The organism is Aeromonas sp. EU05-FHT14A05 (assembly GCF_058791175.1).
In genome coordinates, this window is record NZ_JBYTDH010000011.1 from 1 (window position 1) to 26,445 (window position 26,445).

The 26,445-nt window shown below is 63.8% G+C and carries 20 protein-coding genes; 8 read left to right on the plus strand and 12 right to left on the minus strand.

Annotation, left to right across the window (positions count from 1 at the left end):
• Nucleotides 1-213: 213 nt before the first annotated feature.
• Complete coding sequence (locus tag AC3WR3_RS15355) at nt 214-480, plus strand: hypothetical protein (RefSeq protein WP_492292234.1); 267 nt, start codon at nt 214-216, stop codon at nt 478-480.
• A gap of 7 nt (nt 481-487) precedes the next feature.
• Here the strand turns inward: AC3WR3_RS15355 and AC3WR3_RS15360 are convergent, their stop codons facing one another.
• Nucleotides 488-3,937, minus strand: a complete 3,450-nt coding sequence (locus AC3WR3_RS15360) for an ATP-binding protein (protein WP_492292235.1) — start codon at nt 3,935-3,937, stop codon at nt 488-490.
• A gap of 94 nt (nt 3,938-4,031) precedes the next feature.
• Here AC3WR3_RS15360 and AC3WR3_RS15365 point away from each other — a divergent pair, with 94 nt between their 5' ends.
• The gene (locus tag AC3WR3_RS15365) at nt 4,032-4,667 is read left to right on the plus strand and encodes a response regulator (RefSeq protein ID WP_202047043.1); all 636 of its coding nucleotides are present in this window, start codon (nt 4,032-4,034) and stop codon (nt 4,665-4,667) included.
• Nucleotides 4,668-4,673: 6 nt separating this feature from the next.
• Here AC3WR3_RS15365 and AC3WR3_RS15370 read toward each other — a convergent pair whose 3' ends face one another.
• From AC3WR3_RS15370 to AC3WR3_RS15385, 4 genes are all read right to left on the minus strand, one after another.
• The gene (locus AC3WR3_RS15370) at nt 4,674-5,840 is read right to left on the minus strand and encodes a hypothetical protein (protein ID WP_492292236.1); all 1,167 of its coding nucleotides are present in this window, start codon (nt 5,838-5,840) and stop codon (nt 4,674-4,676) included.
• Nucleotides 5,841-5,861: 21 nt separating this feature from the next.
• A complete protein-coding gene (locus AC3WR3_RS15375; RefSeq protein ID WP_492292237.1) occupies nt 5,862-8,300 on the minus strand; it encodes a fimbrial biogenesis outer membrane usher protein in 2,439 nt (812 codons plus the stop codon).
• 81 nt (nt 8,301-8,381) lie between these two features.
• A complete protein-coding gene (locus AC3WR3_RS15380) occupies nt 8,382-8,870 on the minus strand; it encodes a CS1 type fimbrial major subunit (protein ID WP_202047046.1) in 489 nt (162 codons plus the stop codon).
• A gap of 30 nt (nt 8,871-8,900) precedes the next feature.
• Entirely contained in the window at nt 8,901-9,620 is a 720-nt protein-coding gene (locus tag AC3WR3_RS15385; protein ID WP_492292238.1) for a hypothetical protein, read from the minus strand.
• Nucleotides 9,621-9,858: 238 nt separating this feature from the next.
• Here AC3WR3_RS15385 and AC3WR3_RS15390 point away from each other — a divergent pair, with 238 nt between their 5' ends.
• The gene (locus tag AC3WR3_RS15390; protein WP_202047048.1) at nt 9,859-10,596 is read left to right on the plus strand and encodes an EAL domain-containing protein; all 738 of its coding nucleotides are present in this window, start codon (nt 9,859-9,861) and stop codon (nt 10,594-10,596) included.
• A 252-nt stretch (nt 10,597-10,848) separates the two neighbouring features.
• Nucleotides 10,849-12,216, plus strand: a complete 1,368-nt coding sequence (locus AC3WR3_RS15395) for an endonuclease/exonuclease/phosphatase family protein (RefSeq protein WP_202047049.1) — start codon at nt 10,849-10,851, stop codon at nt 12,214-12,216.
• A 65-nt stretch (nt 12,217-12,281) separates the two neighbouring features.
• On the opposite strand, the gene AC3WR3_RS15400 is transcribed toward AC3WR3_RS15395, so the two are convergent.
• The 3 genes from AC3WR3_RS15400 to dsrO are packed head-to-tail and all read right to left on the minus strand — an operon-like array spanning nt 12,282 to nt 17,288.
• Entirely contained in the window at nt 12,282-15,389 is a 3,108-nt protein-coding gene (locus AC3WR3_RS15400) for a tetrathionate reductase subunit A (protein ID WP_492292239.1), read from the minus strand.
• Nucleotides 15,389-16,516 (minus strand): NrfD/PsrC family molybdoenzyme membrane anchor subunit, encoded by a 1,128-nt coding sequence (gene nrfD, locus AC3WR3_RS15405; RefSeq protein WP_492292240.1) that lies wholly within the window; start codon nt 16,514-16,516, stop codon nt 15,389-15,391. The genes AC3WR3_RS15400 and nrfD overlap by 1 nt, the downstream gene beginning before the upstream one ends.
• Nucleotides 16,503-17,288 carry a sulfate reduction electron transfer complex DsrMKJOP subunit DsrO gene (gene dsrO, locus AC3WR3_RS15410; protein WP_492292241.1) on the minus strand — a complete coding sequence of 262 codons (786 nt, stop codon included), beginning with the start codon at nt 17,286-17,288 and terminating at the stop codon, nt 16,503-16,505. The genes nrfD and dsrO overlap by 14 nt, the downstream gene beginning before the upstream one ends.
• Nucleotides 17,289-17,577: 289 nt before the next feature.
• Here dsrO and AC3WR3_RS15415 point away from each other — a divergent pair, with 289 nt between their 5' ends.
• From AC3WR3_RS15415 to pepE, 3 genes are all read left to right on the plus strand, one after another.
• On the plus strand, nt 17,578-19,413 hold the full coding sequence (locus tag AC3WR3_RS15415) for a sensor histidine kinase (RefSeq protein ID WP_492292295.1): 1,836 nt from the start codon (nt 17,578-17,580) through the stop codon (nt 19,411-19,413).
• Between the two features lies 1 nt (nt 19,414).
• Entirely contained in the window at nt 19,415-20,026 is a 612-nt protein-coding gene (locus tag AC3WR3_RS15420; protein ID WP_492292242.1) for a response regulator transcription factor, read from the plus strand.
• A 142-nt stretch (nt 20,027-20,168) separates the two neighbouring features.
• Nucleotides 20,169-20,909: a dipeptidase PepE gene (gene pepE / locus AC3WR3_RS15425; RefSeq protein ID WP_492292243.1), complete on the plus strand. Its 741-nt coding sequence runs from the start codon at nt 20,169-20,171 to the stop codon at nt 20,907-20,909.
• Between the two features lie 78 nt (nt 20,910-20,987).
• Here pepE and AC3WR3_RS15430 read toward each other — a convergent pair whose 3' ends face one another.
• The 3 genes from AC3WR3_RS15430 to AC3WR3_RS15440 are packed head-to-tail and all read right to left on the minus strand — an operon-like array spanning nt 20,988 to nt 24,058.
• Entirely contained in the window at nt 20,988-22,523 is a 1,536-nt protein-coding gene (locus tag AC3WR3_RS15430; RefSeq protein ID WP_247627153.1) for a DHA2 family efflux MFS transporter permease subunit, read from the minus strand.
• 1 nt (nt 22,524) lies between these two features.
• Complete coding sequence (locus tag AC3WR3_RS15435; protein WP_492292244.1) at nt 22,525-23,592, minus strand: HlyD family secretion protein; 1,068 nt, start codon at nt 23,590-23,592, stop codon at nt 22,525-22,527.
• Between the two features lie 37 nt (nt 23,593-23,629).
• Complete coding sequence (locus tag AC3WR3_RS15440; RefSeq protein ID WP_139434935.1) at nt 23,630-24,058, minus strand: MarR family winged helix-turn-helix transcriptional regulator; 429 nt, start codon at nt 24,056-24,058, stop codon at nt 23,630-23,632.
• Between the two features lie 122 nt (nt 24,059-24,180).
• Between AC3WR3_RS15440 and fumC the strand changes: the two genes are divergently transcribed.
• On the plus strand, nt 24,181-25,572 hold the full coding sequence (fumC, locus tag AC3WR3_RS15445) for a class II fumarate hydratase (RefSeq protein WP_492292245.1): 1,392 nt from the start codon (nt 24,181-24,183) through the stop codon (nt 25,570-25,572).
• Between the two features lie 216 nt (nt 25,573-25,788).
• Here fumC and AC3WR3_RS15450 read toward each other — a convergent pair whose 3' ends face one another.
• Nucleotides 25,789-26,226 carry a VOC family protein gene (locus AC3WR3_RS15450; RefSeq protein ID WP_202047058.1) on the minus strand — a complete coding sequence of 146 codons (438 nt, stop codon included), beginning with the start codon at nt 26,224-26,226 and terminating at the stop codon, nt 25,789-25,791.
• Nucleotides 26,227-26,445 lie beyond the last annotated feature (219 nt).

A 26,445-nucleotide genomic window follows, 5' to 3' on the forward strand; every position in this document is an offset into this window, starting at 1 on the left:
CCCGAGCGGCCAAAGGGATCAGACTGTAAATCTGACGGCTCTGCCTTCGAAGGTTCGAATCCTTCTCCCTCCACCATCCTTCAGAAAACCCGGCCTGGCGCCGGGTTTTCGCTTTTCTGGAAAGATTCCATTTGGCACTGTCAGATCTGACAATTGCCCTGCCCCCGCTTTTTCGAAACAGTAGAAGCCTCGAGTCGCAAGGATCGCCCTCATATGTTTGAAATCTGGGATGAAAGGGGCCGTGAGCAAGGGCTGACGCTGCCCGAGCTGCAACAACGACTGCGCCATTATCAGGGTGACGTCATGGTGCGCTATCTCAACCGCCTCGGCCTGCCGAGCACCCTGTTCCTGACCGTTGCGCAAGGCCAGGCCTACCAGCGCTTCAAGGCCGGCTCCCCCAAGCTCGACTGGGAGTGGCTGGCCCAGGCCATGCACGCGGTTCCGAGCCAGCAAACCCAGCAGGCCATGGCGGCCCGCTGAGGCCGCCTCAGGCGCGAAGGAGGATAGCCCTCAGTTCATCGAGGATCTGCCCCAGCAGCGCCCTGAATTCCCTCAGTTCGGCTTCGCACGCCCTCGCCCCCTGCCGACGTATTTTCTCCTCCAGATGCCAGGCCTGCTGCGCCAGATCCTCGACCATCATCATGGAGATGGTGCCCGCCTGGCGATGCACCCAGTCTGCCAACCCCTTGTCGTCCTCCTGCACCTGTGCCAGGGATTGCGCCAGCTCCTCGCAAAACTGGCGCAGCATCTGCGCGAAAGGTTCACCCGTCCCGAACAGACGCTGCAACGCGGCCACATCCAGCAGACCGGGGGACGGCAGCAGGTGCCATTTCATCAGCATGCTGCGCAGCCCCTCCAGCAGTACCGGCTTGCCCAACACATCGTTCATCCCGGCGGCCAGACAACGCTGCGCCTGTTCCGGCATCACATTGGCGGTCATGGCGATGATGGGAAGGGAGGCCAGGTCCCGGGTGGCGCGCACCCTGCGGGTAAAGTCGTAGCCATCTATCACCGGCATCTGGCAGTCGCACAGGATGAGCTCATATGGCTGCTGCTCCAGCATGAGGAGTGCCTGCCCGCCATGTTCCGCCAGATCGCACCCCAGATCCAGCTGCCTGAGCTGACGCCGGATCAGGGTCTGGTTGAGGGGATTGTCTTCCACCACCAGCACGCGAGCGGGCAGCGGCAGGGAGGCCTTTGTCAGAGGCGAAGCGGCAGGCAAGGTGGCCGTCTCGCCCAGGGCGAGATGACGATGACAGACCTCCCGCACCGCCTGCCAGGTCAGGGGATTGCTGTTGAGCCAGTAGGCCCCGTCTCGCCGCTGATAGCCCAGCACATTGCCAAGGGGGGCGACGCAGATGCCGTTGTCCGGCAGATCACGCGCCTCGCCGAAGACGAGATCGGCCCCTCCCGGTTCCTCCCACATCTGCACCCCCAGTGACAACAGGTGCTGGCGCAGGGTATGACGCAACCTCTCATCGTCCACGGCCAGGAAGGCACGCAATCCGGCGAGCAGAGGATCGCACTCCTTCTGCCGTTCGAGCACCAGGGTGACTGAGAGGCCGATGAAGGTCCCCACCCCGGGGGCACTCTCCAGTCTGAGCGTTCCTCCCATCAACTCCGCCAGGGTATGGCTGATGCTGAGCCCAAGCCCGGTGCCGCCATGATTACGGGTAGTGGCACCGTCGGCCTGTTCAAACGCATTGAAGATGCGGGCCTGCACCTCGGCACTCATGCCGATGCCGGTGTCCTGCACCCCGAACAGCAGCCGCTGTTCACCGGCACTCTGCCACTCCTGGCTTATCGACAGCTCGATAAAACCACGCTCGGTGAACTTGACCGCATTACTCACCAGATTGAACAAGATTTGCTTGAGCCTGAGTACATCCCCGTTGAAGCGCGCCCCCACTTCATCATCCACCCGCAAATAGATCTGCAGCCCCTTGCGATCCACCTCGCTGCTGATCATGGTGAGCACATTGTCGGCCAGCTCCCGCAGCAGGAAGGAGGTAGGTGCCAGCTGCATCTTGCCCGCATCCAGTTTGGCGTAATCCAGCACATTGCCGATGAGCTGCAGCAGCCCCTCAGCCCCCTGGTTGATGATGGCGACCATCTGGCGCTGCTCGAGATCCAGCGGGGTAAAACTCAACTGCTCCGCCATGCCGAGGATGCCGTTCATGGGGGTGCGGATCTCGTGGCTCATGGTCGCCAGAAACTCGGCCTTCTTGCTGGCAGCCCGCTCCGCCAGCGCCTTGGCATGGGCGAGTGCCGCCTCCACCTCGCGGCGACGCCGTATCTCCCGGTGCAGACGCCAGTAGGCGATGCTGAGGATGAGGATGGCGAGCAGGACTCCGGCCCCGATGGGGATCAGGGTGCGCAGCAGCTTCTGCCACGGGATCCCTTCGCTGTAGTTCAAGGCCAGCCAGGTATTGCGGATCTGCTGTTTCTCCTTGTCGCTCATGCTCGCCAGCACCCGGTTGATCAGGGGCAGCAGGGGGGCATAGGATTCCCGCACCGCCACCACCAGTTCGTCCCGAAACGGAGTCGGGGCGGCTATGTGCAGGGTGTCGCCGAAGCGCTCATCAATCAGCCGGGAGAGCACTGCCAGGTTGCCGAGATAAGCATCCCCACGACCGGCGGCCACCCTGACCAGCCCCTCCTCAGGGCCGGACACCACAGTGACCATGACATGGGGGATACGTGCCTTCAGCTCGGCCACCAGCATGCGATCGGTCACGATCAGCTGCTTGCCCGCCAGCTCGGCAACCCCCCCTATGCTGTTGCTGCCACGGGCCGTGGCGATGACAATGGGGAAGGAGGCGATAGGCTGGCTCACCTGCCAGCCGGTGAGCCGCTGGCTGACGCGACGGGGCAGCACTATCAGATCCACCTCCTGGTGGATCTGCGCCTGCAACAGGGCCGAGCGGCTTGGGTCCGTTCGATGGCGATAGGCCAGGCCCAGTTTCTCCTTGAACAGGCCGAGGTAGTCGTCGATGAGCCCGCTTACCCGTCCCTGGCTGTCCAAAAACGAGAAGGGCGCCCAGCCCTCGAGCAGGCCGACTCTGAGCGGGGGCAACTGAGCGAGCCACTCCCGCTCATCCGGTCGCAGCAAGAAACGGTTATATCCCTGAAAAATAGGGCGATTATTTCCCAACCAGCGCCGTTCAAGCTCGGTGCGCTCCTCCACCGTCAGGGCCTGGATGGCGGTGTCGAGCCGCACCCCCAGGCTGGGTTTATGCCTGCTCACTCCCAGATGGAGGCTCTCCATCAAGAGGGGGGACTGGGCCACCACGGCCAGCTCAGGGTGCTGCCCGATGAACTCGTTGGTGACATGCAGGTTGCCAATGTAGGCATCAGCCTTCCCCTCCAGCACGGCGCGCAGGGCAGAGCTCGAATCGGAAAACAGGATGCGGGAGACCGACGGATAGTGCAGCCGGACCAGCTTCTCCGTCAGAAACCCGATCTCGACGGCGATCCTAGCCTGGCTCAGGCCGCTGACATCCCTAAACAGGGGGCTGTCGTGGCGAACCACTACCACGGTCGGGGAGGAATAATAGGGGCGGCTATAAGAGATACACTTGCGCTCGTCGGCGCGAAAGGCATCCAGCAAAACATCGACATCACCGCGACAGCTCGCCTTGTATAGATGACGCCAGTCCGTATAGGCTTTCCACTCGATGCGATAATCAAGATTCCTGGCCAATAAGGCCATCAGCTCCACACTGAAGCCGCTGCCATTATTTCCATCCCATTGTTGAAATGGCCCCCAGCCGCCTTTCAGCACCCCCACCTTTATCACTTTCAAAGGGGGCTTGCTGGTGGCAATAGCAGAGTGGCAATATAGGATGAAATTAAATAGCAGCGCTAGCATGGCAAGTCTAAATAAAATAGATGGGTAACACCTCACCCTGTCAGCAAGCTGGAAAACATGTTTCATTTTATTGCTCGGAAAAAATCGGCGCACAAAGTATTATATAATCCACATGTTTAACACCCCAAATATTATTCATTGATTTATATGAGGCTCAATCATGTCTTTAAAAATCATTCTCGCCGATGATCATCCATTGATACTGGCCGGGATCCGCAGCCTTATTACCCAGAGTCACATCGGTTGCGATATTGTTGCCGAGGCCCATCAAGTTTCTGAATTATTGAAAACATTGCAGCAACATAGCTGCGATTTGCTGATCACCGATTTCAGCATGCCGGGGGATGAACGCTGCGATGGTCTGGCCATGATCCAGCAGTTGCGACGGGAATATCCCGAGTTGCCCATCATAGTGCTGACCCAGATACACAACGCCGGGATCTTGCAGTCGCTGATTCAATCAGGGGTGAGCGGGATCATTCTCAAGAAGGCCGTGCTCAATGAGTTGACGGACGCCATTCGCCAGATAAAGACAGGCCGGCACTACATTGGCAACTCGGTCAACACCGTGCTGGCCGAGGCCGGATTGCTTCACCACCCCCCCGCGGTGCAGCTCACCCCCAGAGAGAACGAAGTGGTGCGCCTGCTGGCCAGCGGCATGTCGGTCACCCAAGTGGCGGAGTACCTCAATCGCAGCGTCAAGACCATCAGCACCCAGAAAAAGAGCGCCATGCTGCGGCTCGGCCTGCAAAGCGATAGCGCCCTGTTTCACTATGCAAAAGAGATGGGACTGTAATAAGGGTTAATTGATGGCCACATCGATGATGATGGTGACATCGCCTTTATAGGTACTGCCCGGATATTTCATCATCTCTTGCACGGATTTCTTTTCCACGACAAACCTGAATGGCCTATTACTATCGGCCAATATTTTATGATAAGCATACAGGTCTTTCTTTCCTGCATAGAGAGGCCATTCTTTATTTCGGATGCCGGTGCCATACACCTTGACAGGTACTTTATGGTCATTCTTGTCGCTCTTTATCTGACAACCATCCCCCTGTGCATTCAGATATTGGCAGCTCAGGCTGGCATGATAAGGCACAGCGACCCAGAAGCGCGCCGGCAGCACGGCATCCAGATAATCCGGGGTACGATAAATCCAGTGAAACCATCCTCCCGGGGGCTGCAAGACGACGCGATTCCCGCCGGCCGGAAAATCAATCTTGATCTGATGGCGCACCTGGATGGTGAAATTCACGGTCAGCTGGGTATCCTTATAGGTACCGGCCCCGAAGTCGAAGTCCTGATTATGCCCCATGGATAATGTCAGCTTGCCGGTATAGGTCCCATTTTCCATCTCCAGTGGATTGGGGGCTTTCAATTTATACCCTAGGTAAATCGAACTGATATTGAGATCCTTGCCCACCGAACCCGCACTTTGGCCATGGCAGCGACCACCGGATGCGCTGGCGGACTCCTTGACCTGACGGAAAACAAGTAGAGATTTAGAACGGCTCTGTGGATAGGAGTAAATGCAATTACCATTTTCTGGAACACTTACATATGCTGGCAATGAATCAAGGTCCATCTGAGATCCGATTGCGGTCACGATAAATTTGAGGGTGTAGGATGTGCCTCCGCCCTGCTTGACCAGGGTCACGTCACGGGCGCCCGGGAAACCGAGATAGTGCAATCCCTCCCGGCTGTCGCCGCCCGCTTTCACCGTTCGAGTGATGCTTGTATCGAAGCGTACTGCCTGGGGTGTATCGACTGTAGCCGTGGTACTGCACCAGAAGCTCGCTGCGTCAGGGAACTGGGCACAGGGGGTGGTGTTGATAAACTTGGCTCCCCCCGCCTCATAGGTCGCCGGGTTATATTCCGCCGTCACATTCAGGGTGGCGCCCTGGGCGGACCAGCCGATCAACAGGGCCAGCCACCAACCACAACGCATCATCTGCACTCTCATTATCGACTCCTGTTCGAGGGCCTATTGGCTGGCCCAGATTTCGGGGCTGCACACCAGATCCCCCAGCAACAACAGATCCTGCTGGCGCTCGGTACGGGCCGTATCCAGCGCCAGGTCGCACTGCTGTGCCCCATGGAATTCCACCTGCAAGCTGGGGTTTCGCTCGCTCATCTCTACCGCAAAGAAACCATCGGCCTCACTGACGGTACGCCCCGCGTGGTTGACCACCATGGCTCCCTTGAGCGGTGTCCCCTGCCCATCCAGCAGGCGACCTATCACTGTCACCGTCTTCATCACCCGCACCCTGTGATAGGCGACTCCCCCCTTGTTGAGGTGATAGGGCAACAGGTTGGGGCGGATGGTCACCGATGGCGACTCGGCGCCCGCCATGTCCAGCTGCACGGCGCCGCCGCGATAGGCGGTGACGGGCACCAGATTGCGGCCGGGGCGCAGCACCACATTCCCCCCCTGATCGTCATCCGCGCGCAGGGCAAGCTCGGGAAGGTCGGACTCCAGATCCACTATCATGCCCGCCTCATACCCCTGGGATTGACCGGTCAGGATCAGGCTGCCCTCATCGCCAAAGGCCAGGGTGCTGTCGAGATTGAGCCCGCCACTCAAGGCCCGGTTGTAGGAAGAAGAGAGCAGGTGGGCGTCGCCACTGGCGAGCGCCCCCAGAAAGCGGGCATGGCCCGCCATCCCGACCCCATAGCTGTCTGTGGTCAGGTTGGCCCCGACACTCTGCAAGGCGCCCCACTCCAACCACTGCTGGTAGCCGAGGGAGGCGTTGCGCTCTTGCCCGCCGGAGCGGGAGGTCCGGCTGCCAAGGCCGATGGCAAGCTGGCTGCGCTCTCCCCCCAGGTTCATGCTCAGGGAGAGCATACCGCCCCTGTCCCGCGCATTGTCGGTGCTGATGCTGCCCGGGCGGTCGAACACCGTCAGGTTCCAGCTCACCCCCTGGCCGAGCAACTCGCCGTTGTAACGCCAGCCCAGATCGGCCCCCAGCCCCTGCCCCTCCCGGTGCGCCAGATAGAGGTTGGCGGAGTGATGCTCATCGAGTCGCTGCTGCAACGACAGGTTGCTCTGGGCAAGGTCACGCGCCTCCCCCTCCCGCAGCCCCTGATAGCGCTGCTGCTGATGACTGAGCACCAGGCTGCCATCCCCATAGTGATAGAGCGCCTGCAGATCGAAGCCGGTACCCAGCCCCTGGGTCGCCATCAGGTTGCCAAACAGCCGCCACTGGTTGCCCGGGCTCCAGTCCGCCGAAAGACCATGCTGCCAGCCCTGGTCTATGTACTGGCTGGACGCCCCCAGGATCACCGAGGGGGTGAGCAGGTGGTTGAGCATGACGCCGCCACTCGTGCTCTCGGGGCGCTTCTCTTCCCAGTCGCTGAGCAGCCGGGTCTGCTGGCCCAGAAACAGGTTGAAGCGCCAGGTCTCCTCCGGGTTTTGCCAGTTGCCCGGCTTGTAGATCATCTCCCGCCGCCGCTCTGTGACCTGGCCATCTTCCAGCACCCGCAGCTCCACCTCGTAGATGCCGGTGGGCAGCACCCGGGTATCCAGGGCCTGCAGCCCCGAGCCCACCTGCTGGGAGTTGATGAGCAAGCCATCCTTGTAGATCTCGACCATGCCGGGCCGACTCGGGGTGACATAGAGCGGGACTGTGCTGGCCTTGCCCTGCTCCACCAGCAGGGTGTCCGAATCCCCCAGCATGACCCCGAGCACGGTCGGCGTACCGCCGCCAAACTGGGCAGGCTGGCGCACCAGCCCCTGGGCATAGGGGGAGAAATAGCCCAGCCGGTAGAAGCGCCCCTCCCCCTCATGCTCGGCATAGAGCTGCTGCACATGGTGCTGGGCAGGCTGGCCGGAAAACTGGCTCAGCTCCCCTTCCAGCAAGGGGGTCCACTGGCCGAGGCTACCCTGGGCCGTCAGGTTGTAGCGGCCGCTGCGCTGCTCTTCCTCCCCCAGGGTCAGGTTCAGCTGATGGCGCATCAGGGCGCCATAGCTGCCCGCGGCAGGCAAGTGGTGGTAGCGGACCTGCTGTGATCCGCTCTCCACCCGGGTAGTCAGCACCGAGAGCTGGGAGTTTTCCAGGCTGTACTCCAGGGCCAGCACGCCATTGGCGCACTCGCCCTGGCACGGGCCCAGACGGTGAGGCACGGCCAGCACCTCGACCCAGCGCTGGCGTGTGCGCTCGTCCAGCTCACTCTCGTGGCCGTCGGTCAGGGTCAGCAGTTGCACGCTGGTGTCTTTGCCCAGCACTATCTCGCCCTCCCCCAGCAGTTGCCCATCCACCAGGATGCGCACCGCCAGCGGGACGTCGAAGAAGTGATCGGCAAAGCCATCAGGCAAGTCCTGGGCTTGTTGCAACACATCGAGGGGCTGGGTGGCGCGACCCTCAGTCGCCCAGGCAGGCTGGACCAGCAGGGCCAGCGCCAGCAGGAAAGAGAAATAGGGCACGGGTCATCTCACTCTTGGCATCAGCGCAAACAAAAAAGGCTCCCCCGATACAGGGAGCCGAACTTAATCGCCGTCATTTGCTTAGGGCTTTTTGGGCGCTTCCGATTCAAACATCATGTTCACCACACCCTGATAATTGCCGGGCTGATAGCCGGCCACAGGGGCGTCGGCGGGGATCACTTCCAGTCCCAGCAACTTGCCGGTCTTGGCATCCTCTGCCTTCATCACCTCGACGGAGGTGGTCGACAGGGCGACACCACCCACCTTGACGGTCAGGGGAATGTTGTCGTTGCCGCTGGCCATCACGGCCGGGTTGGTCAGGTAGCCGGTGATGGCGCCTATGGTGCTCTTGGCATCCAGCTGCTTGCTCAGCGTGTCCAGCTTCTTGGTGTAGGGGTTGTAGGCCAGCTTCTGCGGCGTGCTCATCCAGTTGTCACCACCGGTCGGCTGCACATAGAAGGCCTCGCTCGGGATCTGGGCGGTCACTGTGACCTGATGTTCAATGCGTTCTGCCGCCATCAGATGGGCCGATACCAGCATCGCCAGGGGCGCAACAATCCATACTTTCATTACTCTCTCCTCGGTCATAAACAAGAAACATCAGTGTCCAATCACCATGTTTCTACTCTGGTCACCCTCAATCAGCACAAAGCGATAGAGGTGATCTTTCTGTTTCAAAAGTTGCTTCTTCATGTTCGGCAACAGATGAATTTTTCCTGGTGTTGAACAGTTTTTTGCACGTCCATCACACTCCTCGAAAAAGTCCAGCACTATGGTGGCATTGCCGTTATTCACGACTGTGGTCATGGTGTCGGTCTCTATCAATTTCGTATCAAAGCGAGTCTCTTTCGGCATGACAAAAATAATGGCGCCGAATCCGGTCAATATATTTACGCCGGCAGAGACTTGTTGCTGACCATCAATACTCTGGTCATCCATATCGAATCCATCCTCTTTCCTGGGCAGCACGGGAATAAAGCGAACCCTGAAATAGCGCTCCTTGTCCCGCGCCCCCATATAGAGCAAGCGGGTAGCCTGCACCCCCTTGGCCGGGATGATCAGGCGCGAAGGGCTGGCGATCAGGGCCCTGTTGCCTTCGGTCAGCTCCGCCGACTCACGGGGCTGGCCGGTGCCGTCATAGGTGATTTCGTGAATGGCCACCTTGACGAAGGCGGTGATGTCGCCCTGATTTCTGATCCGTTTCAAATAAGTGCCCTGCTGACCGGGCATATAGTCATAAAGGGTGCCTATGCTGATTTCGGCCGATGCCATTACATTGCCACTGAGTATCAGCAACAAGATAAAAAATATGTTTCTCATCTTTATTCCAGACTGATTTTATTGCGACATTACGACGCTATTTCTTCTCTTGAACAAGCTATTAACGAGCCGTTTCAATATCACTGTGGCCAGTTTATGCAGCACGCAGGGGGATGTTAATCGGAATAGTCCTATATTGAATTTCAGGTGGCAGGCTCATTATCAGACAATTCCTACATCGGCTGGATGACTGCGCCCTGTATTATGCGCAGCCATATTCGTCTATCAGGTGAGTGCCATGTTTGCGTTCAAAGAAGAGTATCCGATGAGTGCCATGGCAACGATGGCCATGGCGGATGTCGCCGTTCCCTTTTACCAGCCGATCATAGGTCGGGACCGTCAGGTCAAGGGGTATGAGGCGCTGGCCAGACGCTGGGATCCGGTGGCCCAGTGTTACAAAGGCATCGATTTTGCCTCCCTCAGCCAGGACGAGTCCCTGCACCTGGATATCGTCATGCTCAGGGCCATCATGCGCGACCTGCCCGTGCTCGCGCAAAAAGGCCCCTATACGCTCTCCATCAACCTCAATCCGGCGCTCTCCAGCCCCACCTATCGCAACCTGCTGTTGCTGGTGCTGCTCCAGGCCCGCAAGCTGGGGATCGACATCTGGTTCGAGGTGCTGGAATACGCCCGGCTGGAGAGCCGCTACAGGGAGCTGATTGAGGTGCTGCGCGCCCATGGCGCCCACATCGCCTGCGATGACTTCGGCTCTCTGGAGTGCAACTTTCAGCGCCTGATGGCCCTGCCCTACGAGGTCGTCAAGCTGGACCGATCCCTGCTGCTGCAGGCGGCGCGCACCGCTCACGCCTTCAAGATGCTGGTGGGTCTGGTGGCCTACCTGCAGCGACTCGGCATGGCCGTGGTGTGCGAAGGGGTGGAGACCCAGACCCATGTCGAGATAGCGAACCGCCTCGGCTGCGACTATCAGCAGGGTTACGCCTACGCCATGCCCTCCCCCCTCTCCCGCTGGTCCTAGGCACCCGGGACCAGAGGGTCAACCGCGCTCCTCTTGCCCTCGCGCTTATCCAGAACGGCGCAGGCCCGGGCCAGCACCCAGCTGTCAGGGCCAGGCTGCCGGCTCGTCCCGCCGCCCTCCTCTTCTTCAGGCTGTGAATGGACTCACACTTTGGCTCATTCAGAGCCCGTTTCAGATCTGCATCTCTATAATGGGCCCGCCTGGGCCTCTTCGGCGCCCTGGCATAACCTGTTGATGCTACGGAATATTACAATGAAAAATAGCCACAAGACCCTGCTCGCCGCTGCCATTTCCCTCGGATTGATGGCAGGCTGTCACAGCAACAATGACTCCAAGGCCCCCGATCCCATGGTTCGCTTCGCTACCTTCAACCTCTCCTTCGATCGCACCGCCCCCGGCATGCTCTCCGGCGAACTGGCGCTGGACCGCTCCGCCCAGGACGCACTGCTGGCCCGCCTCGCCGACGGCACCTTGAGCGGCGCAGAGAAGACCAGAGCCCTCGACGTGCAGCAGATCCGCAATATCGCCGAGATAGTGCAGCGCACCCGGCCGGACGTCTTCCTGCTCAACGAGTTCGACAACGACGGCAAGGGTGAGAGCACAGCCGATCTCAAGGCCTTCAACGACAACTACCTGGCCCATGCCCAGCACGGCGAGGTGCAGGCCATCAGCTACCCTGTGATGCAGAATTTCGCCACCAACACAGGGCTGATGAGCGGCTATGACCTCAATCTGGATGGCAAGCGCAACAGCGGGCCGGACGACGCCTGGGGCTTTGGCAACTACCACGGCCAGTACGCCTTCGCCCTGATGTCGAAGTATCCCATCGATACCAAGCAGATCCGCACCTTCCAAAAATTCAAGTGGAAGGACATGCCGGGCGAGACGAACCCCGTCATCGACGACTGCAACAACCCCAGGGCGCCGATCCCGGCGGGTCGCCAGTGCGGCGAACCCTGGTATGACGACGCCGCCTGGGCGCAGTTCCCGCTCTCCTCCAAGAACCACGCGGACGTGCCGGTGCGCATCAAGCGCGGCAACAAGGAGGAGGTGATCCACTTCCTCATCTCCCACCCGACGCCCCCCATCTTTGGCAATGCGGCGCGCCACAACGTCAAGCACAACAGGGCCGAGGTCGCCTTCTGGCAGGACTATGTGGAGAGCGCCAGCTACATGGTGGACGACGCCGGCAAGGCGGGCGGCCTGCCACAGGGTGCCCGCTTCGTCATCGCCGGGGATCTCAACGCCGATCCGCAAGCAGGCGATGGGGATCTCAGTGCCATCCAGGACTTGCACAACCATGTGCTGGTCAATCAGGCGGTCACCAACGGCGCCCTGATCCCGGTGAGCCAGGGGGGCCCCGAGTGCCTCGCCAGCCAGCCGGACCTGTGCAAGCGCAACAACAACCGCACCACCCCGGAGCGCATCACCAGCAGCAGCGGCCTGCAGCTCGATCACCTGATCCCCTCAGCCAACCTCAATGCCATCGCCTCTGGGGTGTTCTGGCCCGCCAGCTTCGAGCCGGGCTACCACCTGGTGTATGACGCACAGCGCGGCATCGCCAAGGGGGTCAGCTCGGATCACCGCCTGGTGTGGGTGGACTTCGAACTGGACCAGTGATGTTCAGGATCACGCAATGAAAAGCGGGGCCATGATGGCCCCGCTTTTTATTTTTGCCTCTGGCGCTACACCAGCTTCTCCACCCGGGCCGGCAAGCCCTGGCGCGCCGAGGAGCCGATGGCCCAGTCCACCAGGGGGTAGCGGCCGTGGCGACTGGGATCCAGCACCGCCAGATCGTTGAGGTTCACCCCGGCGCCGCGCAGGGCACTGGCCACCACCTCCTTACCGTCGACCCAATGCGCCCTCGCCCCCAGCTCCTTGTGACCGAAGCCGTGCTCGATGGCGATGGCATCTTCCTGCACCCCGGCCACGCACTCCGCCAGCCCGATCACGCTGCCATTGGGGGTGCTGACCCGCACCCTGTCCCCGCTCACTATGCCAAGGCGCGCCGCCGTCTGCGCATTGAGCCGCACCCCGTTGCTGGGGTGCACCTGACGCAGGCGATCCGAGCCTATGCTCATGGAGCTCATGGTGTGGGACTTGTAGCTGGTCAGCAGCAGGGGCCACTGGGCCGGCTTGAACGCCTCGTTGAGCGGCGTGCCATCCGCGAGCTGGGGGCGGAAGAAGCGCGGGGTGCCGCTCAAGTATTGGCCGCTCTGGCTGTGGCGCCGGCTACCCACCGCCGGGTTCCACAGCATCAACGGCTTGGGCCAGCGCTTGCTCGGCTGACCCGACTCATCGCGTCCCTTGGCCACCGGCTCGAAGCGCCCACCGCGGGCGAAGAGGTAGGCGGCGCGGCCCGCCTCCTCCGCACTCAGGGTGGCGTTCAGCACCGGCATGATGCGTTCCACCCCGGACCAGGCGAGATCCTCAGACCCGATGGGAGGCACAGGCTCGCCGAGATAGGCCACGTTGGCCGCCCCGTAGAGGGAGAAGTCCGCCGCCTTGTTCAGGGCGTGCAGCTTGCCATCCGCCCCCTTCAGGGCCCCCTCGCCAAAGCCCGGCAACCCCAGGCGCGTCGCCACGGCGATGAAGAAGGACTCCATGCAGACCGGATCCCCCGAGGCTGTCTTGGCGACTCTTGGCTCCACCACGGGCCAGCGGCCGGTGGAGACCTTGGTCATGACCCCGTGCCAGGCGGTGGCCCAGCCCCAGGACTCGTAGGTCAGGGTGTCAGGCACTATGTAATCCGACAGCGCCGAGGATTCGTTGATGAAGCTGTCGATGCTGACAAAGAGCGGCAGCACGCCCGGGTCCTTGAGCTGCTCGCCTATGGCATGGCTGAGCCCCGCCTGACCGTAGAGGGGGTTGCCCATGTGGTTGATCCAGGCCTTGGCGCGATAGGGATAACCGCTCACCGCCGCGGTCAGGTGCTCGCCGAGCAGGGGGCCGGAGAGTGGGAACCAGGGCTCGTGGGCCGGATAGGGGTTCTGCCCCGCCTCTTTCTTGCGGCGATATTCCGAGGTCTGCTCGTAGGGGAACTTGGAGCGCGACAGGAAGACCCCGGCGGGTTTGACCATGCCGGGGAAGCTCGCCAGATCGTAGCGCGGCCCGGCCCCGAAGGGGTCGAACTTGCCGCCGCTCGCCACGGCGCCGCCCCGGGCGTTGAGGTTCCCTATCATGGCGTTGAGCATCATGATGGCCCAGGCCGAATAGAAGCCGTTGGCGCTCATGGTGCCGCCATGGGTGATCACCGCCGCCCGGGTGCCGTGGCTGGTGAACTCCCGCGCCAGCTCGACGATGTCGTCCACCGGCACGGCGCACTCGGCGCTGTATTGCTCGAGAGAGTGCTCCCGGCTCGCCTCGGCCAGCAGCTGGAAGCTGCTCTTGACCGTGAACTCCCCCTTGGGGCTCTGAATGGGGCGATCCACCCAGAGCCGGGCCCGCTCACACTGGCCTGCGGGTCTCGGCTCGTCGCTCCCCTCCTCGACCACCAGCACCGCATCCCCCTCGCCATAGGGCTCACCGCCATAAGGCAGCCCCAGATCGCTGGCGTGCAGCATCTGGCCGAAGCGGGGGTGGGACTCGTCGCAGACAACCAGATGGCTGGCGTTGCAAAAGCCGCGATAGCCGGCCCGCTCGGCAGCAGCGGCATGGGGTGCTGCCAGGAAGGGCTCGGCGTAGCGCTCGTTGTCGATGATCCAGCGCAGCATGGCCATGGCCAGGGCCGAGTCCGTGGCGGGCCGGATGGGCAGCCAGCGGTTGGCGGGGGCGGACGGCAGGTTCACCGTGTTCGGCAGGCTGGGGGCCACCACCACGTAGGAGAACGGCTTGTCCTGCCGCGCCCGCCCCGCCGCCAGCTGGCGGGACTGGCGTTTGAAGGGGTTGCCGGACTGCTGGGGGGAGGTGCCCATGAACAGCAGGAAGTCGCTCTCGTCCCAGTCAGGCTTGAGGTGGGCGTTCTTCTCCAGATCGTCCAGCAGGGCGCCGGCCCCGACCCGGAACGACAGGCCGCAGTAGGCGCCGTGGTTCGCGAAATTGCGGGTGCCGAAGCTGTTGAAGGTGAAGCGCTTGATGAAGGCGTCGCGCCCCTCGTCCGAGGCGTTGCTCACCAGCAGTTGGTTGGCCCTGGGGCCATATTCCGGGTTCGCCGGGTCCAGCGGCTCGGCGAGGTTGCGGATGGCTCTGAGCCCCTCCACTTTCCCCTCCCCGAACAGGTCACCCCCCTCCACCACCTCCTCGATCAGCTGCTCGAACGGGATGCTCTGCCAGCGGCCGCTGCCGCGGGGGCCGACTCGCTTGAGGCAGCGGGTGACCCTGTGGGGGCTGTCGAGCTGCTCCAGCATGGCGTTGCCCCGGGCGCAGGCGGTGGAGCGCCCCTCCAGCCCCCCTTCCTGATAGCCGCTGGTCGCGAGCAGCGCCTGCTTGATCGGCGTCTTGAAGTCGATGTGATGCAGGGCCGAGAGGGGGTGATAGGGGTTGCCCAGGATGCGCACTATCCTGTCGCTCTCGTTGTCGATGCGGGCCCGCACCCCGCACAGGGTCCAGCAGCCGAGGCACATGGTGTTGGCGAGGCGCTGATCCGGGTTGGGATGAAGCTCCCCCTGCCCATCGACCCTGTACTCCACGGCGAGCGAGTTGCCGTGAATGGGATCCCGGGTCGGCTTGCCGGAGCTGCCGGTGGCCAGGCCGCTTGCCACCTGCTTGAGGGTGTCGCTGTAACCGGCCACGAAGAGCCCTGTGCCCCCGGCGATGGCGGCCCCTTTGAGAAACTTGCGTTTGCTGTGATCCATCAGAGTGCCTCGCGAGTGGAATGGGGGTTGGCTGCCTGGGTGGCAGAGGAAGTGGTGACGGATGGCAGAGCCGGAGCGCGCACCAGCTCGGAGAGCGCCACCAGCAGGACCAGCAGCAGGCCGAAGGTGCCGAGGATGCCGAGCACCCCGGCCGGTCCCCAGGCGATGTCGTAGAGATAGACCCCGGCACCGTATTTCGGGACCAGCTGCCCCTGGATGAGCACCAGCCAGCGCAGGCCCCACACCAGGTGCAGTGCCAGCAGCCCCAGGCCCCAGGTTTGCAGGCGGGGGGAGAGTCTTGCTCCAGCCAGCAGCAGCAGGCCGAGCAGCCCCAGGGTCAGCAGCAGCCAGTGGGCCGCCAGCCGCCAGCTGGGATCCAGCCGATAGAGGGCACTCGCCTCAGCCGCCGAGGCGCCGCCAGACAGGGCCCAGCCCAGCAGGGAGAGGGCGAGCAGTGCCAGGGTCGGGCGGATCTGGCGCAGCAGCCCCGCCTCAATCGCCTGCTGCCAGCCAGCCAGCAGGCGATTGAGCAGCAGCAGGGCGCTCTGGGCCGCCAGCAGGGCGCTCAGCGCCAGCAGCCAGGGCAACCAGGGGGTATGCCAGAGCGGGCGTGCCTGCACCGCCATGGTCTCGAGCCCGGTGTAGAGGGCGATGCTGAGACCGCTCAAGGCAGCCACCACCGCAAGGGGCCTCAGCCACGCATCGCCGGACCAGGATCCCAGGCAGAGCAACCGCGCCAGGGCGGCCACCCTGTCATGCTCCTCGCCGCGCCTGGCCAGGGCGGGCCTGAGCAGCAGCCAGCCGAGCAGCATGGAGATCAGGCTGAACAGGGGCAGCAGGTAGGCGCCATACCACATGATGGAGGTGAAGCGGGTCTGGGCGTAGAAGTGCCAGGCCCGGGCCGGCTGGTGCAGATCCGCGGTCAGGGCGATGGGGGCCACCAGGCCAGCTGCCACCATCAGCACGGCGGCCAGGGTCTGCAGCCGCGGGTCCTGCGCCTTGCGCCACAGATCAAAGGCGCCGAGCCAGAGGGCACCGTAGGCGAGGCCGATGAGGAAGAAATATTGCACCGCCCAGGGCAGCCAGGTGATGGGTTGATCCGGGGCCAGCAGTTCATGAATGGTCATGGGCTATCTCCTTGCCGTCGTCGCCGAGCAGGGTGCGCTGCGGCGGATGGCCGTCGATCTTGCTGACGAAGGCCTCGTCCATCCCGAGATAGAAGACCCGCGGCTGGGTATGGGCCTCGGGCTTGAGCACCTTGATGGCGGGCTCGTATTCCCGCAGCAGCCGGCTGATCCGGCTTTTCGGGTCGCTTAAGTCCCCTATGATGCGCGCCTCGCCGACGCAGCTCTCCACGCAGGCGGGCAAGAGTCCCGCCTCCAGCCGGTGGGCGCAGAAGGTGCACTTGTCGGCGGTGTTGGTCTCGTGGTTGATGAAGCGGGCGTCATAGGGGCAGGCCTGCACGCAGTAGCCGCAGCCGACGCACCAGTCGTTGTTGACCACGACGATGCCGTCGTCGCGCTGGAAGGTGGCCCCCGTGGGGCAGACATCGAGGCAGGCGGGCTCGGCGCAGTGGTTGCACAACCTCGGCAGCATCAAGAGGGAGGCGGGAGCCTCGAGGGCCGCCACGTCGCTCACCTCGTACTGGCTCACCGTGGTGCGAAACTGGCCGAGGGGAGGCTGGTTTTCCATGGTGCAGGCCACGGTGCAGGCCTGGCAACCGACGCAGCGGCGCAAGTCGATCAGCATGCCGTAGCGCTTGCGCCCGTCCCCGCGACTGATGGCCGCCCGCCCATTGCGGGGAACGGGGACGGACTGGGCCTGAGTCACGGGGATCAGGGCCACCCCTGCGGTGAGGGCGGCGATCCCGGATAACAATCGGCGCTTGCTAAGCTCCATGGCGTCTTTCCTTCTGCTGAGCTGGCTTCCCCGAAAGGGGGTTGGGCCGATTGTCCGCAACGCAGGAAGTCGCCTCTATTGTGGTTTTCCACATACCGGGAGCCGGGTTGATCCAGCGCAATAAAACCGGCCCCATAACAGCCAAACTGTGACCAAAGCCCCATTCGTCGCCCATCACGGCGCCAGGGCGGCCCAGCACATCGCCCCGGTGATAGACTGGCCTCCCCATCAGCCGCCCAAGGAGAGCGCCCTGTTCCGTCACGCCCCCTCATCGCCCGCCCGCAACTCCCTGCCGACCCTGTTGCTCTGGCTCTGGCTCGCCCCCGCCCTGGCAGGATCTGTGCCGCCCCAGGCAGAGTCGGCGCTGGCCCGGAGCGAGCCGGTCCGCATAGGGGTGCTGGCGACCCGCGGCCCGGCACTGGCCAGGGCACAGTGGCAGCCGCTGATGGCGTGGCTGGACGAGCGCGTGCCAGCGCGGCGCTTCGCGCTGGTGCCCCTGGAGCTCGATGCGCTGGCCGAGGCCGTCGCGCAAAGCAGGCTCGACTTTGTCATCACCAACCCGGGCCAGTCGGTGAGCCTGGCGCGCCAGTATCCACTGGCCTGGCTCGCCACCCTCAAGAGCCCGGCGGGGGGTGACAACCTCGCCATAGGCGCCGCCCTGGTGGTACGCGCCCATGCCCCCTACCTGCACTGGCAGGATCTCGAGGGGCAGCCGGTCGCCGCCGTGTCGGAAAACGCCTTCGGCGGCTACCTCGCCTACCGCTTCGAGGCAGACGAGCAGGGGATCAGGCTGGAGCACTTCTTCTCCGCCGTGCGCTTCACCGGCTTCCCGCTGGACAGGCTCATCGAGCAGCTGGCGGCAGGGGACGTCGCCGCCGCCATAGTGCCGGTCTGCCAGCTGGAGCGCATGGTGCGGGAGGGCAAGGTCACCGCCTCGGATTTTCGGGTGCTGGACAACCAGGCACCGGCGGGCTTTGGCTGCCAGAGCTCGACCAGGCTCTACCCGAACTGGGCCTTCGCCCAGACGGAGCAGGCCTCCCCTGCGCTCGCCCTGGCGGTGACGCGAGCGCTGTTCGACCTGCCCGCACACAGCGAGGCGGCCATGGCCGCCGATTCGGCGGGCTGGACAGTGCCCACCAGCCAGCTCGCCATCGACCGCCTGCTCAAGGCGCTGGATCGCCACCCCCTGCAGGGCCCCTGGTGGCAATCGGCCTGGCACTGGCTGCGCCAGCATCAGCAGTGGGGCTGGGGCGCCCTGGCGCTGGTGCTGCTGCTCGGCGGTCACCACCTGCTGCTGCAACGGCTGTTCAACCGCAGCCAGCGCCGACTGCTCGCCACCCGCCAGCAACTCGAGGAGAAGGGGCGCCAGCTCGAGCAGGCCAGACGCCTCGCCGAACTCGGTGAACTCGGCGCCAACGTGGCCCACGAGATCAACCAGCCTCTCACCGCCATCGCCAACTACAGCCAGGGTGCCCTGCTGCGCCTGGCGAGGCAGGGGCAGGATCCCTCCCAGGAACCCCTGCGCCAGGCCCTGGAGCAGATCGGTCTGCAAGTCCAGCGCATCACCCAGACCGTCAACCGGCTGAGATCCCGGCTGCAGAAGCGCCCCCGCCAAGCCGGGCCCACTGACCTGGTCGCCCTGGTGGAGGGGCTGCAACCCCTGCTCGGTCAGATGCTGGCACCCCTCGGTGTCACCTTCACCCTGCGCTGGCAGGGGCAGCCGCGCCTGCTCCCCCTGGATGGCACCGGGGTGGAGCAGTTGCTGATGAACCTCATCAAGAATGGCGCCGAGAGCGCGGCCCGAACGGACGGCCCAGCGGCGCAAAGGGCTGAGCCGGGCCGGGTCGAGCTGCTTGTCACCTTCGAGGCGGAGCTATTGGTCCTGGAGATCCGCGACAACGGCCCCGGCCTGAGGATGCCAGAGGCCTGGCTGCAGCAGGCGTTTCACAGCGACAAGGACGATGGCATGGGGCTGGGGCTCGCCATCTGCCGGGACGTGGTCGAGTGTCATCGCGGCCAGCTCGCCTTGAGCAACCTGAGCCCCCATGGCTGCCTGGCCCGGGTGACCCTGCCCGCCCCTCGGCAGCGGCTTGGGGCCGCGTCCCCTCTCAATCCAAGGAGCTGATATGCAGTCCACTGACCGCCCTCCCCTCTATCTGGTCGATGACGACCAGGCCGTGCTCGACTCCCTGCGTTTCATGCTGGAGAGCTGCGACGAGCGGCCGCTGCACTGCTTTGCCGACGGCGAGCGCTTCCTGGCCGAGGTCGATCTGCGCCTGCCCGCCTGCCTCATCCTGGATTGCCGCATGCCGGGGCTGTCGGGCCCCGAGGTGCAGCAGCGGCTGAAGGCGGCCCAGAGCCCCATCGCCATCCTGTTTCTCACCGGCCACGGGGAGGTGCCCCTGGCGGTGGAGTCCCTCAAGCAGGGGGCGGTGGATTTCTTGCAAAAGCCGGTGCAGCTTGCCCCTCTGCTCGCCGCCATGGCGCGGGCCGAACAGGCGACGCAGAGTGCGGCCACCCGTTTCGCCCAACTGGCCGCCTATCAGCGGCTCACCCCCCGCGAGCACCAGCTGTTGCAGCTCATCGCCCGGGGTCACAAGAACCAGCAGATAGCGCAGGATCTCTGCATCTCGGTGCGCACCGTCGAGGTGTGCCGCGCCAGCCTGATGAAGCGCCTCGAGGCGGGCTCACTGGCCGAGCTGATGCTGCTCTATGCGGCGGTCAACGGGCAGCCCTGACTCGCCCACGCCATGGGCAAACCACAACCCCGGGACACAAAACGCGGCGAGATCACACACTTGGTACCGTCTTGGGGGTAGAGTAGCCCCTTCCCTTTATCAGGACAGACCGAGGTCCTGCGCATTATTTCGAGGAGACATCATGGAACTGCTTCTGCTTAGCAACGGCAAAACCACAGAACACCCGGGCCTGCTCGGCTGGGCCCGCGACCGGGTGCAGACCCTGCTCGCCCGCAAACAGGTCAAGCGCATCCTGCTCATACCCTATGCGGTGATCCGCAGCGACTGGGATGCCCGCGCCCAGGATCTCACCGAGAGCCTGGGGGTGGAGACCATCAGCATCCACCAGTTCGACGATCCCGTGGCGGCCATCAATCAGGCAGACGCCATCTTCATCAGCGGCGGCAACACCTGGCGCCTGAACCAGCTGCTGCACGAATACGGCCTGGTGGTGCCCATACAACGCGCCGTGCGCGAACGGGGCGTGCCCTATGTGGGCTGGAGCGCAGGCTGCAACGTGGCGACTCCGAGCATACGCACCACCAACGACATGCCGGTGTGCAGCGCCGCCGTGCTGCCGGCGCTGGGCCTGTTCCCGCTGCAGATCAATCCCCACTATCTGGACGCCAGCATCAGTGGCCACATGGGGGAGACCCGGGACGAGCGGCTCGCCGAGTTCTGCGCCATCAACCCGAGCGAGTTCGTGGTGGCCCTGCGCGAAGCCAGCCTGCTGCAGATCAGCGGCGAGAGCGGCGGCGAGACAGTCGAGTACTGGAGCGTGCGCGGCGAGGGCTTCAAGATCTTCAAGCACGGTGAGGCGATCCAAGAGCATGAGGACGCCGCCCCCCTGGCCGCCCTCACCCCCTTCACCCCCAAGATCTGAGTCAGGGGCGCTGCAATGAAAAGAGGGATGGCCAAGGCCATCCCTCTTTCGTTTGCCCGCTCGCGCCGGGGTGATGCCCTACTCCAGGATCGCCAGCGCCTCCTTGCCGCCGCGTTTGGGGGCCTTTAGCAGCAACACCAGCGGAATGGCGCACAGGCTGACCCACATCATCAGACGGAAGTCCTGCAGGTAGGCGAGCAGGCTGGCCTGGCGGGTCACCTCGCCGTTGAGCATGGCGAGCCCCTTGGGGGTGATCAGCGCCGCCGTCCCCATCCCCTGCTGCAGACCGGCATTGAAGGGATTGATGTAGGAGGCGAACACCTCGTGGTTCATCTGGGTGCGCTGGGCCAGGTAGGTGATCACCACCGAGATGCCGATGCTGCTGCCGATGTTGCGCACCAGGCTGAACAGCGCCGTGCCCTCGTTGCGGAAGCGCGGCGCCAGGGTCGCGAAAGTGATGGTGGAGAGCGGCACGAAGATGAAGCCGAGCCCCAGCCCCTGGACTATGCCGGTGCGCACTATGTCCCAGCTGCCGATGTCGGTGTTGAACAGGGTCATCTCCCACATGGAGAAGCTGGTGAGCAGCAGCCCAAGCAGGATCAGGATGCGCACATCCACCCGACCCGACAGCCTGCCCACCAGCATCATGGCGAACATGGTGCCGACCCCGCGCGGTGCCAGCAGGTAGCCGACGTCGATCACCGGGTAGCCCATCAGCCCCTGCATGAAGGGGGGCAGCAGCGTCATGGTCGCCAGCAGTATGATGCCGACGATGAAGATGAACACCAGGCCCACGCTGAAGTTGCGATCCTTGAACAGGGCCGGCTCTATGTAGGGATGGGGGTGGGTGAAGATGTGCACCACGAAGAGATAGAACGCCATCACCATCATGACGGTCTCGATGACTATCTCCCGGCTGGCGAACCAGTTCTGGGACTCCCCTCTGTCCAGCGCCATCTGCAACGCCCCTATGCCCAGGCTCAGCAGGGCGAAGCCCAGCAGATCGAAGCGGCGACTGGCGTCTATCCTGGTCTCCTCGATGAAGGCGGCAAGCCCGAACCAGGCCAGCAGACCGAACGGCAGATTGATGTAGAAGACCCAGCGCCAGTTGTAGTACTCGGTGAGCCAGCCCCCCAGCGACGGGCCCAGGATGGGGCCCACCATGACCCCTATGCCCCACATCGCCATGGCGGAGCCGTGCTTCTCCGGCGGATAGGTGTCGAGCAGCACCGCCTGGGAGAGGGGCACCAGGCTGGCGCCGAAGATCCCCTGCAGCAGGCGGAACAGCACTATCTGATCCAGGCTCTGGGCCGCGCCGCACAGCATGGAGGCGACGGTAAAGCCCGCCACCGACCACATGAACAGTCTTTTGCGGCCAATTCTTGCCGAGATAAAGCCGGTCAGTGGCATGAAGATGGCGGCCGCGACTATGTAGGAGGTGAGCACCCAGGAGATCTGATCCTGGGTCGCCCCCATGGCCCCCTGCATGTGGGGCAGGGCCACGTTGGCTATGGTGGTGTCCAGCGCCTGCATGATGGTGGCCAGCATCACCGACAGTGTGATGAAGGTGCGGCGGGAGACTTGGCCTGCCTCCTCTGTGGCTGCTGTCGTCATATCAACCTCGACCTGACAAGCCGGGCAGAGTGCGCTGGTGACCGGTATCGATTTCGGCGGTGGCGCTCAGCCCGGCGCGCAGGGTCGGCAGATCCGCCCCCTCGTCCAGCTTGATCCGCACCGCGACGCGCTGGGCTATCTTGACCCAGTTGCCGGTGGCGTTCTGGGCCGGGATCACCGAAAACTCGGAGCCGGTGGCCGGACTCAGGCTCTCCACCACCCCGTGCCAGCGGGCGTCCGGGTAGGTGTCCACGCTGATGTCGACCCGCTGGCCCGGCTGCACATGGGTCAGCTCTGTCTCGGTGAAGTTCGCCTCCACCCAGGGGGTGTCCGTCTCCACCAGCATCATGGCGGTCATGCCCACCAGGCTGTACTGGCCGGGCTTGGGCAGCTGGCTGGCGATGCCGTTGGCGGGGGCATAGATGGTGGTGCGGGCCAGATCCAGCCTGGCCTTGGCCAGACCGGCGGCGGCTTCCCGATAGGCGGGTTGCTGCTCCACCGGCAGGTTCACGTCCCCGTTCAGGGAGGCTTCGATCTTCCTGAGCCCCTCCTCCAGCGCCACCTGCTGCTGGGCAGTCTGTATGGTGAGCTGGCGGGCATCATCGTAGTTGGCGGTGGAGGTGAAGTGCCTGGCCACCAGATCCGCCTGGCGACGCTCCTCCTTCAGGGCATAGGCATGGCGAGTGCGGGCCACGTCGATCTCGGCCTGCTGACCGCGATAGCTGGTCTGCAGCGCCACCAGATCGGTGCGCACCTTGGCGAGTTCGGCCTCGGCCTTGGTCACGGCAACCCGGAAGGACTCGGGGTCCAGCTCGAACAGCGGCTGGCCGGCCTTGACCTGCTGGTTTTCGGCGACGAACACCTTGGCCACCCGGCCCAACACCTCGGTGCTGATGGGCACCTTGTCCGCCTTCACATAGGCATTGTCGGTCTCCACATAGCGTCCGCCATGAAGATAGATTGCGCCCGCCCCGACCAGGGCCAGTGCCGGTACCACCACCAGCAACAGCAGGCGGGTACGGCGCCGGTTCATCCTGGGACGGGGGGAGGAGGGTGAGTCAGTGGTCATAAAATCGCTCCGCTGTGTGTTGCGTCAAAATGAGACATCAGGGATGAGAGAGGTTGGCGCGCAGGATCTTGAGGGAGTGGCAGAGCGCGTCCGTCGCCTCCTCCCCCAACTCGCCGATGGCGCGCTGATGCACCAGATCGGACGCCTGCTTGATCATCGCCAGATAGGGGGTCGCGGCCTCGGTCAGGTAGAGCTGATAGGCCCGGCGGTCGCTGGGATCGCTGCGCCGCTCCACCAGGCCGTTCTCGGCCAGCTGATCCAGCTGGCGGGCCAGGGTGATGGGCTGGATATCCAGGCCGTCGGCCAGCTCCACCTGACGGATCCCCTCGCTGCGCGCGATATGCACCAGGGCGCGGGCCTGGGCCAGGGTCAGACAGCTGCCTTCCAGCTGCTGCTGGAACTGGCGGCGCATCAGACGCTGCACGTCACCGATCAGGAAGCCGAGGGAGTCGGGTTGTTTGTTCATAGCATGCAACCTATATAGTAAGCTTTGCTTATTATAAGCCATGAGCCGACATATGCAAGCTGGCCCCGGCCGCCGTTTGGGTTCATGCTGGGGAGCACCACCTCAACGGCAGGAGAAATGTCATGGATATCAGGATGGAGCGGGACAGTCTGGGGGAGATAGCCGTCCCGGCGGCGCGGCTCTGGGGGGCCCAGACCCAGCGCTCCCTGCACCACTTCAACATCTCGGGAGAGCGCCAGCCCATGGAGATCATCCATGCCCTCGCCCGCATCAAGTCCGCCTGCGCCAGGGTGAACCATGCCCTGGGGCTGCTGCCCGCTCGCAAGGCCCAGGCCATCATGGCCGCCGCCGACGAGGTGCTGTGCGGCCTGCACGACGCCGAGTTTCCCCTGATGGTGTGGCAGACCGGCTCAGGCACCCAGACCAACATGAACCTCAACGAGGTGCTGGCGAACCGGGCCAGCGAGCTGCTGGGCGGCGCGCGGGGAGAGGCGCGGCTGGTGCACCCCAACGACGAGGTGAACAAGAGCCAGTCCAGCAACGATGTCTTCCCGAGCGCCATGAACCTGGCGGCGGTCACCGCCATCACCGGCCAGTTGCTGCCGGCTCTCGTTACCCTGAAAAACACCCTCGCCGACAAGGCCGCCGCCTTCGACGACCTTGTCAAGATTGGCCGCACCCATTTGCAGGACGCCACCCCCCTCACCCTGGGTCAGGAGATCTCCGGCTGGGTCGCCCAGATCGCGCAGGGGGAGCGTCACCTCGCTGCCGCCCTGCCCCATCTGTGTGAGCTGGCGCTCGGCGGCACCGCTGTCGGCACCGGTCTGAACTGCCCCCCCGGCTTTGCCGAGGCGGTGGCCAACACCCTGGCCGAGCAGACCGGCTTGCCCCTGGTGAGCGCCCCCAACAAGTTCGAGGCCCTGGCGGCGAGCGATGCCCAGGTCCATGCCCATGGCGCCCTCAAGACCCTCGCGGCCAGCCTGATGAAGATCGCCAACGACGTGCGCTGGCTGGCGAGCGGCCCCCGCAGCGGGCTCGGGGAGCTCAGCATCCCGGAGAACGAACCCGGCTCCTCCATCATGCCGGGCAAGGTCAACCCGACCCAGAGCGAGGCGCTCACCATGCTCTGCGCCCAGGTGATGGGCAACGACGTGGCCATCAACATCGGCGGGGCCAGCGGCAACTTCGAGCTCAACGTGTTCAGACCCATGATCGCCTACAACTTCCTGCAGAGCGTGCGGCTCTTGGCGGACGGCATGAAGAGCTTCAACTACCACTGCGCCGTCGGCATCGCTGCGAACCGGGCGCGCATCGACGAGTTGCTGGCCCGCTCCCTGATGCTGGTGACGGCCCTCAACCCCCACATCGGCTATGACAAGGCAGCAGAGATCGCCAAGCGGGCCCACCATGAGGGGCTCAGTCTGCGGGAGGCGGCCATCGCCTCCGGCCACCTCAGCGCAGAGCAGTTCGATGCCTGGGTGGTGCCGGCCGACATGGTGGGACGGCAGCCATAAGCCATCTCAGCCCTCTGGGAGTCAGATGCCGGTGCCTGCCCAGATGGTGGGACGGCAGCCATAAGCCAAGTGGCCTTGGGCCATCTCGGCCCCCGGAAGTCCGATGTCTGGCTCCTTCCCGGCGAGATGGCGGGAAGGAACAAATAAGGCTCTGATTTGGGGCACAGATAAACAGAAGGGGCGCCGCGGCGCCCCTTCTCATTCACAGGTAAGGGCTCAGCTCTTGCTCTGGCAGTTGAACATCCAGCGGGTGCCGAACCTGTCCACCAGAGAACCGAAATAGTCGCCCCAGAACATCTCCTGCAACGGCATCTCCACCTGGCCGCCCTCCCCCAGGGCCGCAAACAGACGGTCGGTCTCGGCCCGGCTGTCCGGCTCCAGGTTGAGGTAGCTGTTGTTGCCCTGCACCAGGGTGAACCCCATGCTGGCGGGGGCGTCCGTGCCCATCAGCACGTGTCCCCCGAGGATGGCGAGCTCCACATGCATCACCAGATCGCCATCCTCCTCCGATAGAGGCGGCTGGCCCGGGCAGCCGGGGGACTCCTTGAATCTGTGGATGGGGCCGTTGAACTCGCCGCCGAACACCTCGCGGTAGAACAGGAAAGCCGCCTCCGTCTCCCGGGCAAAATTGAGATAGGTACTGACACGCGCCATGTTGATCTCCCTAGTCATTGATAGCGGATTTCGAGGCCAGCTATCAGCATAGAAGAGCCAACGCCACCCGGGTTGATCAGTACACCCGTGAGTCCACAGCGGCGGTCTTACCCGTTTCCCCATGAGTACCTGGCTGATATTTCATGAAAAAAGAGCAACCCGGATACACCAAAGGTTGCACCCAGCTGCCCATTCCAGAAACATGCATACAACCCATTA